The sequence below is a fragment of the Okeania sp. SIO2F5 genome (genome assembly GCF_010692685.1).
In the GTDB taxonomy this organism is placed as follows: Bacteria; Cyanobacteriota; Cyanobacteriia; order Cyanobacteriales; family Microcoleaceae; genus Okeania; species Okeania hirsuta.
Map to the genome: position 1 here is coordinate 1 of NZ_JAAHGU010000212.1, position 8,958 is coordinate 8,958.

At 39.5% G+C, this 8,958-nt stretch carries 10 protein-coding genes and 3 pseudogenes; 3 read left to right on the forward strand and 10 right to left on the reverse strand.

Annotation, left to right across the window (positions count from 1 at the left end):
- Positions 1-95 precede the first annotated feature (95 nt).
- The 5 genes and pseudogenes from F6K27_RS31395 to F6K27_RS31415 all read right to left on the reverse strand — a co-directional run bounded on the left by F6K27_RS31395 (position 96) and on the right by F6K27_RS31415 (position 3,305).
- Positions 96-239: a transposase gene (locus F6K27_RS31395; protein ID WP_287280159.1), complete on the reverse strand. Its 144-nt coding sequence runs from the start codon at positions 237-239 to the stop codon at positions 96-98.
- Positions 236-934, reverse strand: coding sequence for an RNA-guided endonuclease InsQ/TnpB family protein (locus F6K27_RS31400; RefSeq protein ID WP_375339729.1), 699 nt, complete (start codon positions 932-934; stop codon positions 236-238). Before F6K27_RS31400 ends, F6K27_RS31395 begins: the two co-directional genes overlap by 4 nt.
- Before the next feature lie 74 nt (positions 935-1,008).
- Positions 1,009-1,939: pseudogene (locus F6K27_RS31405) on the reverse strand (RNA-guided endonuclease InsQ/TnpB family protein); the annotation flags it as partial.
- Positions 1,940-2,394: 455 nt separating this feature from the next.
- On the reverse strand, positions 2,395-2,553 hold the full coding sequence (locus tag F6K27_RS31410) for a hypothetical protein (protein ID WP_287277894.1): 159 nt from the start codon (positions 2,551-2,553) through the stop codon (positions 2,395-2,397).
- A 137-nt stretch (positions 2,554-2,690) separates the two neighbouring features.
- On the reverse strand, positions 2,691-3,305 hold the full coding sequence (locus F6K27_RS31415) for a hypothetical protein (protein WP_287277892.1): 615 nt from the start codon (positions 3,303-3,305) through the stop codon (positions 2,691-2,693).
- Positions 3,306-3,848: 543 nt separating this feature from the next.
- On the opposite strand from F6K27_RS31415, the gene F6K27_RS31420 reads away from it, so the two are divergent.
- Positions 3,849-5,576 carry a diflavin flavoprotein gene (locus tag F6K27_RS31420; protein ID WP_287277891.1) on the forward strand — a complete coding sequence of 576 codons (1,728 nt, stop codon included), beginning with the start codon at positions 3,849-3,851 and terminating at the stop codon, positions 5,574-5,576.
- Positions 5,577-5,890: 314 nt separating this feature from the next.
- On the opposite strand, the pseudogene F6K27_RS34185 reads toward F6K27_RS31420, so the two are convergent.
- The 4 genes and pseudogenes from F6K27_RS34185 to F6K27_RS31440 all read right to left on the reverse strand — a co-directional run.
- A pseudogene (locus tag F6K27_RS34185) lies at positions 5,891-6,022 on the reverse strand (hypothetical protein); the annotation flags it as partial.
- 38 nt (positions 6,023-6,060) lie between these two features.
- Entirely contained in the window at positions 6,061-6,270 is a 210-nt protein-coding gene (locus F6K27_RS31430) for a hypothetical protein (RefSeq protein ID WP_287277890.1), read from the reverse strand.
- Positions 6,271-6,327: 57 nt separating this feature from the next.
- On the reverse strand, positions 6,328-6,519 hold the full coding sequence (locus tag F6K27_RS31435) for a hypothetical protein (protein WP_287277888.1): 192 nt from the start codon (positions 6,517-6,519) through the stop codon (positions 6,328-6,330).
- A 9-nt stretch (positions 6,520-6,528) separates the two neighbouring features.
- Positions 6,529-6,828, reverse strand: a complete 300-nt coding sequence (locus F6K27_RS31440; protein WP_287277886.1) for a hypothetical protein — start codon at positions 6,826-6,828, stop codon at positions 6,529-6,531.
- Between the two features lie 204 nt (positions 6,829-7,032).
- Between F6K27_RS31440 and F6K27_RS31445 the strand changes: the two genes are divergently transcribed.
- Entirely contained in the window at positions 7,033-7,308 is a 276-nt protein-coding gene (locus F6K27_RS31445) for a hypothetical protein (RefSeq protein WP_287277885.1), read from the forward strand.
- Positions 7,309-7,406: 98 nt separating this feature from the next.
- Here F6K27_RS31445 and F6K27_RS31450 read toward each other — a convergent pair whose 3' ends face one another.
- Positions 7,407-7,703 (reverse strand): thermonuclease family protein, encoded by a 297-nt coding sequence (locus F6K27_RS31450; protein ID WP_287277884.1) that lies wholly within the window; start codon positions 7,701-7,703, stop codon positions 7,407-7,409.
- Positions 7,704-7,812: 109 nt separating this feature from the next.
- On the opposite strand from F6K27_RS31450, the pseudogene F6K27_RS31455 reads away from it, so the two are divergent.
- Positions 7,813-8,958, forward strand: a pseudogene (locus tag F6K27_RS31455) (ATP-binding protein); the annotation flags it as partial.

An 8,958-nucleotide genomic window follows, 5' to 3' on the forward strand; every position in this document is an offset into this window, starting at 1 on the left:
ACCTTTCAAAGCAAGGGGGCATTGCAGTAGGGGTTGTTTCTTTCATTCCTTGCGATCGCTTCGACGTAAAATTATTGATTTACAAGCATTATAGTCTAATTTGGCCAGTTAAGTTGTGTAAGTCCCATTAGGTCTTCTATGACAACACTGCCGTGGTTCTTGGCTAAATGTGTTGTCAATTTATGAAGTCCATCTTTACGGATGTTAGCTACTCGCCTATGTAGCCTAGCTATCTTCAATGTAGCCTAGCTATCTTCAGTTGTGCTTTTTGCCAGTTAGCTGAACCAACCTTTTTATTGCGGTTAAGGTATTGTAACTTAGAGAGCTTGCTTTCAAATTTATTGTAAGATTTAGCACCAGGGAAAACAACTCCTGTGCTTAAAGTTGCTAAGGTTTTTACACCTAAATCAACACCTACAACTTCAGTAGTTTTTGGAGTTGAAGTCGGAGTAAATTCAAAAGCTAAACTAAGATACCAATCACCTGCCTGTCTACTAATGGTGATTTTTTTAGCTGTTGCTTCAATAGGTTCATAAGTTTTGACCATACCAATAAAAGGTAATTTATGATTCCATCCATTTAATTCTATGGGTTTTCCACAATTATCAATTGTGAATGAATCATGTTTACCTTTCTTCTTAAACCTTGGGCGTTTACCTAACCCCTGAAAGAACCTTTTAAAGGCATCACCTAAGTTTCGGAAAGCATATTGATAAACTCTTGACGACAAGTTTTTCATCCAAGGATAAAGTGGTTTTGTGTGATTGGTAAAAACCTCTCTTAGCCTACGGGCGTTGGGCTTATAACCATCCTTGTAAGCTGCATTCCACAAACTTAACCCCCAGTTATAACACCATCTGCCATAACCTGCGTGTTGAGCCATCAGGGTTTTCTGCTTGTTATTCAGTTTGAGCTTAGTTCTGATGGATTTCATGTATGCGTATTGGCAGTATAATGGTATGCTTTTTAACCTATTAAATCGTTATTCTTGGATTAAGTCAATGCTCTATAAAGTCTGCCAAAATATTCTAACCATTCTCTAAACTTGTACCAAGCTGCATCGCTAATTGATTTGGCGATCGGGATGGTTTTTCACCATGTTCCGTATCCGTAGGTTTTCAACTGCAACCAAATCGTTAGACTGGATGACGTGTTGGGCTAACTTACAAACCCAATCGTTACGTCTGCGTGAAACCTTCAGATTTGCTCTACCTAATTTATTTCTGGCTTTTTTACAGTTTTGACCCCCTTTTTTGGTTTTTGATAATCGACGTTGCAGCCTTTTGATTTTGCGCTCATCCTTTCTCCAAAACCGAGGATTTTCTATTTGATTACCAGAACAATCAGTGTAGAAATAGTTTAAACCCACATCTAACCCTGTCTGTTTACCTGTGAGTTCTTTCTTCTCCTCTCGTTGGTGGTCTAATAGGAATTGTGCATAATATCCGTTATGCCTTCTAATCACCCTAACTCGTTTAATTTGCTGGAGTTGATAGAAGTGCAAGTTTCTACTTCCCCAAAGTTTGAATCTACCTGCTTGGAACTTATCTGAAAAGGTTAAATAACGCCTATCATCTGAGAGCTTCCAGCCCGATGTCTTATACTCAACAGATGCTCTGAGTTGGTATTTTTTCAACTTTGGGAAACCTTTCTTGCCAGGTATCTTTTGCCTACAATTGCGATAGAATCGTTCAATTGATGCCCATGCCCTCTCTACGTGTGCTTGTCGTGCCATTGAGTTCAACCTGGCCACCCAAGGAAATACTGGATTGTCCGACAGTACCTTGCATAGCTTGTAGGCATCGTTGCGAGTTTTGACCTGACCGTCTAACCAAGCTCTGATGACGCTGTTGCGAACAAACCGACCTGTACGGATAGCTTCATCTAGTTTCCGGTACTGGCTTTGTGTTCCCTGCAACTTCATCTCAAAAACAAGCATGGTTTATCATTGTTGTTTACCATTAACTATCATAGCACAAAATAATCCGTCGTGAACGACGGGGCTTTAGACCCGCTTTTTTATCGGTAAGCTGTTTTGCATTTAAACCATATATCTAATTTTTGTCAGCTGACACAGAGTTTCTGCTTTCTTTTAGGTCCTGTTTCGCAAACATAGGAAGGTAATACTTTTCATGTCAGCGACAACCAAAAACGCTATAGAACCCCTAACCGTATCTTCATATAAATATCAAGTTTTTTTGACTAGGAGACAGCTATACTGGAGACAGGAGACAGAAGGTAAGAGAGAAAAGGTTAAGAGGGAAGATTTGGGGAGAGATAATACAAAAAATTCAACACTCCTTCAACTGAATTTTCCTCAAAATTAATGCGCGAAAAGACTTGACTACCATAATTATATAGATCTCAAATGGGTTCTATAGAACTCCGTTCCCTTTACGCCACCAAAAAACTTTCTCCTTCTACTCCTTTTTCTTCTTCTCTCCTGACTCCTGAGTCCTGACTCCTGACTCCTAAGTAATTAAGATTAATATCATACACGCGCTTTACCAACGCCACATTTTTTATATCACAGGACTTACGCAGAGCCACCATATCTAGTTTAAAACGGCCGTTAACCCCTATATAATATTGTGTATAATTTAATATTTTGCGTAAGTCCTGATATAATTAATATGTATAACAAATAATATAGATATCTTTTATTACTTTTTGCCTCTTCTTTAATTAAATTAAAACATCGGAGAACAATCTGAGATATAGCTTCCACTACTATCTCTAGAAACTATATATCCTTGATATGGATTTGTAACTTCTATAAACCTTTGAGTGCCACTACCAATTTCTTCATTTCCGGTAACTTCTATTCTCTGACCATTTTCTAGCACTCCAATTCTACGACTCGCTGAATTGCGTGACTCAAAAATATATAATCCATTTGGCCTGAGAATATAACAAGTTTTTAATTTAGCCCTTGCTTTAGCCTGGTAATTAATTACACGCTCTGTGAGGCCATTCTGTGTTATAGAATCCACACGATATTGGTCTGGGCTAACAATATATTCAATTCCTCGTACCGGGTCATAAGCTTCCCAAGAACTACCTCTTTTTGTGGCATTACCAACAATCAGCCAATCTTGCTCAGTTCCATTCTTAGGTTGACTAATGAATATATATTCACCCTTTTGAGTTTCGCAAATATTAATATTAAAGTTTGCCGTTTCATAATTTGCTTTTTGAGAGCCATACCCATAACAAAGCTGCGCCTGTGCTGATATTGGCAGAATAACACTTCCCAGCACTAAAGCAGTTGTAACAACTCCCACGGTGGCTAATCGGTGTTTCATTGTTTCTCCTTTGTGCTATTGGATAGTAGCAAAACCCTATAACCTTACCATAATTTGATAAAAATATCTCCCAAAAAAGAAAATAAGTAAAGCATTATTTGATATTCTTAACTTTCTAATAAAATTTTCTATAAAAAACTTATAGTTAAATTGTGTAAAGATATTAAAAAGTTCTCAGCTTTCAGCAATAAGCTATCAGCCTAAGTTGACTTATAGCAGAAGGCAGAAGGCAGAAGGCAGAAGGCAGAAGAAAAAATCTGACATTGTCTGAGTTTTCCACTTTTGATATGTCCTCTCCTTCCCTTCGACTGCGATAAATCCAAAAAAATTTAAAAGGAGATTTAAACTTCTCCTCAACTGTCAAACTTACTACTAGGGATAAAAATCCTAAAATAGCTCCGAGATATAAGACTTTTGGATATTTTTTTGGAAATTTTAAGGTACAAACCTCAAAGCTGTTGACGGAAAATTCCGTAGAAAAAGCCGAAAACTGCTAGTTGAAAGCTTGTTAAAAATCAAATCAAAATTAGAGAGACGTCTCTTATGGTAGCAGTAACAGACCGAGTAAAAAATAGACTAACAACGGAGACAAGTAAAATTGCTCCTGATACCATGGCCATTCGCTCCCTTGATTGGGACCGCGATCGCTTTGATATAGAATTTGGTCTACAGAATGGTACCACATATAACTCCTTTATTATTCGAGGAGAAAAAAATGCTCTGGTTGATACATCCCATGCAAAATTTCGTCAGTTATATTTAGACATCCTCTGGGGTCTAATTAAACCTACAGAAATTGATTACCTAATTATTAGTCATACCGAACCAGATCATAGTGGTTTAGCCAAAGACATTATCGAACTAGCTCCCCAAGTTACAGTTGTTGGGGCAAAAGTAGCAATCCAATTTTTAGAAAATTTAGTTCACATACCATTTAACAAACAAATTGTCAAAAATGGCGACCAATTAGATTTAGGCAACGGTCACGTTTTAGAATTCGTTTCTGCTCCAAATCTCCATTGGCCAGATACTATTTTTACCTACGACAGCAAAACCCAAACTCTATTCACCTGTGATGCTTTTGGGATGCACTATTGCTCAGACAAAACTTACGATGAAAATCTGAGTGACATAGAAGCAGACTATAAATTCTATTACGAATGTCTGATGGCCCCCAATGCTCGCTCAGTATTGAGTGCGATGAAACGCATGGCAAAACTGGGAGATATCAATACTATTGCCACAGGTCATGGTCCCCTACTACGTTATAACTTAGTAGAATTAACCAACCGTTATGAGGAGTGGAGCAAAGCACAAAGCAAAGCAGAGACAACAGTTGCTTTATTCTATACTTCTGATTATGGTTATAGCGATCGCCTCTCCCAAGCAATTGCCCACGGGATAACCAAAACAGGCGTTGCAGTAGAAATGATAGACCTCAAATCTGCCGACCCCCAAGAAGTGCGGGAATTGGTAGAAATGGCAAAAGGAATTGTCATTGGATCGCCACCAACCACAGGTCCGGCAGCAAGCACTTCTGAAACTGCAGTCAACACTATTTTGGCAGCAGCTAACAAAAAACAGACTTTCGGTCTATTTGAATCTGGTGGTGGTGATGACTTATCAGTATATCCTCTAGCAAATAAACTTAAGGAGTTAGGTCTCAAGCAAGCATTCCCCAATATTCTGATTAAAGAAACTCCTTCAGAATTAACTTATAAACTTTGTGAGGAAGCGGGTACAGATGCAGGGCAACTGTTGAGTCTGAAGAAAAATATCAAGCAGATGAAATCTCTTGATAGCGATCTAGATAAAGCTTTAGGTCGTTTGAGTGGGGGTTTGTATATTATCACTGCTACTAAAGGCGAGGTTAGTAGTGCCATGTTAGCTTCCTGGGTAGTGCAAGCTAGTTTTAAACCATTAGGAGTTTCCATCGCAGTAGCAAAAGACCGAGCAATTGAGGCGCTGATGCAAGTAGGCGATCGCTTTATCTTAAACGTATTGCGGGAAGATAACTATCAAAGTCTGATGCGACATTTTCTGAAGCGCTTTCCACCCGGTGCAGACCGTTTTGCCGGAGTGAATACTCAAACTGCTAAAAATGGTAGTCCGATTTTAGGAGATGCACTAGCTTATTTAGAGTGTGAAGTAGTAAGTCGGATGGAGGCAAGCGACCACTGGATTATTTATGCAGCTGTTGATACTGGGCGAGTTAGTGACTCAGATATTTTGCCTGCGGTGCATCATAGAAAAGTAGGTAATCATTATTAATTTACGTTGTAGTGCGGGCATCTTGCCCGCTAATAGTGTACCTAACTGATATGTAATCTGGCTGAAAAGTTGTCATTGCGACGAGAGGAAGCAATCTCGCACCATCCCTGAGATTGCTTTCTTCCACAAATTCCAGTCGCAATTCCTACTTTCTAATCAAATAATATGAAAGAACAACTAGAACAACGTCTAACTAAACTCAAATCTGAATTTGCATCAGGACAACAGATACTTTAGCATCTCTCAAAAAAGTAGTTGCTAGTCGAGATATTTCTTGTGAGGCATTAGTAACATACTCCGACACTAAGCTGAAGCTAAAGTGTGAGCTTCTCGTTTCGCAGTCCCGGTACTCCGTCAGACTCCACGAGCTTTAAAGACGGAATGCCCTGCGGCCCTATTTTTTTTATATTGATCGCCGCGTTTACATCGCGGTCTATTACTGTACCGCAGTGCGGATAAGAATGAGTTCTTTGGGATAATTCTTTTAAATGAAGGCTGTCAAACGCTCTCCATCGCGATCACCCATCTCTTGAGCTTTGACAGATGCCCAATACTCAAAATGCCCATCCATCACTTCGTACTCTTCCCAGGCTAAAGGCTTTATAACTATGGGTCGGATTAATCCTTCAGCTTGAAGGATGAGTGAAGCCATTTGCGCTAATGCTTTCCCCTGAGAAACTGCTTCTAGGTACATCAGACCTAATTTCTTTTACTAGAACAAACTCGGGACTTAGTAGCATATCTTTTTCTCCTAAATTTCTATGAGAACTTCTAACCAATCAGTTATATAGTTGTGAAATGCTTGTATCGGCAGGGTAATGATTGCATCGGGTGTCAGTATTGATATATCACCACCTACCTTCACGGCTGCCTCTATGTACTCCGGGTAAACTATTCTGCCCAGTTCCATAGAAGCAACGATCGCTACCTCTATGCAAGTCATGGCGAGTACCTAGAATTCGTCGTAGTCATCGGGTGATGCAGAGGCTTGAAATTCTTCTACCTCTCGCCAGATTTGTTCTGGTGTTTTGGCAGGAGTAGACCAGTCATAGCAACCTAAGTCTTCCTCATACAGAAGTTTATAGGCAGTGGTTTCTGCTTCTGTACAAATGTTGTAAGGAGCTTGACTGTAATCTGTATACAACCACGCCTCATCTGTACCTGCATATAGCCAGTTGTTATTTTGAGATGTTTGTACGGGTGATGCGACTAGCTGTTGAGGGGCTGGCTTTGTCTGTATTTGTGCTAACATATAATATGTTCTAATTTAGGGGCGAGACATCACATAAACTTTCGTCGGTTAGGGTGATGTCCCTTTTGGTTTTTATAGAGGCTTTTTTTTCCTCTATACATATTATTATGACGGCACTTACGCCGTGAATTAATCCCTGGACAAATATTTTTTTTGCCCCTAATATAAGGTATAACCGCGTAAGTGCCATGAGGAAGCCACAGGATGAATAACATTACAAATAAAGGGTATGAAGTTGTGACACAGACTGATAGGGGATATGCAGGACATTTCAATTCCCCATATCCTGAACCAATGGGGAAACCCCTATCGCTGAGATTTCCAATAAGTCTTGATAATTTCTTAGAAAATGAAGCTAAAAATTTAGGGATTACAAAAACCGCTGTGGTGAGAGAAGCTGTCAGGTTAATGGAGCAACAGAAAAAGACATCTACTGCTGCTACTGCTGAAACAGCAAACAAGTTGTCAGAGGATATTTAGTCCACCTCTACAGCTAGACGGTCCTCTTTTTTTTGCACATCAAAGCTAGAATGTCCACATTTAGGCTGAGTGATCGCTATTACTAAGCTACCTACTACCTATCTCTTAGCCCAAACATCAACTCTTTGTTCTCTGGCTAAGTTCTCTGCTAGCTTCAGAGCATCACTATTAGGACAAGTATAGTAGTCTTCACTCAACTTAGCTAAACCCTTGTACAGTAATAATGCAGTAATTGAGTTCTCCTCATCACCCCTGCCAAGCCAAACATTACCATACCAAATACTCTGCTTATTCTTACCTGCAAATATCGTAGGGACTGTTTCAGACGACTGTTGGACTTGTTGCTCTAGATAAGACTTAGCTTCTGGATTAGCTTCTGGAATTGAATCAACCACACCACACAATTGCAAAGTACGTTTTCGGAATCCCTTTTTTACAGTAAGGCGATAGAACTCCGTTCCGCTGTCGCGATAGTCCTGTTTATAATCTTTGTATCTTTATAACATGAAAACCTCTCCTATCTCCCACTGGCATCAAGAAAACTTTGCCACATTAATTAATGCTACTAACTATATCCGCCAATATCTAGAAAATAAACTGGAAGGCAAAGCACTAAAACCCCTACCCCCCGACGTAATATTACCAACTTCTGCTTTAGGGAGATTGTGTCACATATTTAACCTCACAGAATTTGAGCGGGATATCCTCCTACTCTGCACCGCCCTGGAGATTGACCCCAACCTTGCTGATTTATGTGCTAAACTCCAGGGAAACCCCCAACTTAATTATCCTACTTTCGCCTTAGCTTTAGCTACTTTTCCTCAAGCTAGTTGGTGTGTGCTTTCTCCCCAAAATCCATTACAATGTTGGCGATTAATTGAAATTGGTACTGGGTTAACTCTTACCCAAGCTCCCCTCCGCATAGAGCCAAATATTCTCAGCTATCTTCTTGGAGAAGTAACTTTTGACAGACAATTATTGGGTTTTGTCTATCCCCTTCCATCTTACCTAGAGGAAATTCCATTAGCTCCCTCTCAGGAAGCGATCGCAGAGCAATTAGTTACTATTTGGTCTAATATTTCCTCTTCATCTCCCACTTTGCAACTATGTGGTGGAGAACTAACGGCTAAATATGCCATCGCCAAAGCTGTATCTGTTCGCCTTGGTTTTGACTTGCACGTTATGTCGGCAACTGTACTTTCCCAAACCCCCAATGACATCTACCAAATTAAGCAACGTTGGGAAAGGGAAGCTTTGTTAAATAATAGTTTGCTACTACTTGACTGTGATGAGATTTTACTAAACGAACCTAAAGTTACTTACCTGGTTTCTCAGTTTGTGGAAAATCTGCAAACTCCGGCGATAGTTTGTAGTGAAGAACGACTACAAACTAAACATAATCATGTTATTAGCTTTGATATACCCCAACTAAGCTACCAAGAACAAATAGAGATTTGGGCAACCCATCTTGACACAGAAGTTGATGGACTTAAGCTGGAGATTACCAAATTGGTATCTCAGTTTAATCTGAGTTACAAAACTATTCAAGCTGCCTGTCAACAATTGAAAACTCAAAAGTCAAAACTTAAAATTGAAGATTCTACACATCCAACACTCCACACTGAACATCTCAAAAAACTTTGGGATTTT